The sequence below is a fragment of the Roseovarius halophilus (ex Wu et al. 2025) genome, assembly GCF_047086965.1.
In genome coordinates, this window is record NZ_JBKOTX010000553.1 from 1 (window position 1) to 520 (window position 520).

At 63.8% G+C, this 520-nt stretch carries 1 pseudogene; it reads right to left on the reverse strand.

The window, feature by feature from the left end:
- Nucleotides 1-128: 128 nt before the first annotated feature.
- Nucleotides 129-296: pseudogene (locus tag ACH107_RS33455) on the reverse strand (hypothetical protein); the annotation flags it as partial.
- Between the last annotated feature and the right edge of the window lie 224 nt (nt 297-520).

Here is a 520-nt window from a genome sequence, read left to right on the forward strand (position 1 = left end):
GGGCCAGGTGAGCCGCTCGTCATCGACCGAGACGGCGAGCACGCCCTGTTCGCGCCAGCCCTCGCGCTTGACCTTTTGGGGGTCGCGGCGGTGGCCGCCATAGCCTTTCGGTGTGAACTGCATCCCGGTCATGCCACACCTCCCTGCGTCTCGATCGCCCAGAGCAGGATGGCGATGGCATCGGCCTCGTTGTCGTCGACGGGCGAGAACCCGCGGTCGCGCGCCGCGTCGATCATCGCCTGCTTGTTCGCATTGCCGCGGCCGGTGGCGTATTTCTTGATCGTGGGTTGGGGCACGGTTTCCTGAGACAGTTCATAGCGCTAATTTTGGCTTCTTCGCGGATTGTGTGGGTTTGCAGGTTCTGGATCAGGTCGCGACCAGACCACATGTTGTTTCGTAGGGTGATGCGGGGAGGTGCGTGAGCCGGCCGGCTACGAGGTAGGCCATGTTGATGAAGTTCCGTGTCGTGCGATAGCCTCGGGCGCGGGCCTTGGCCGCCTGGATCAGGCCGTTGATGGCT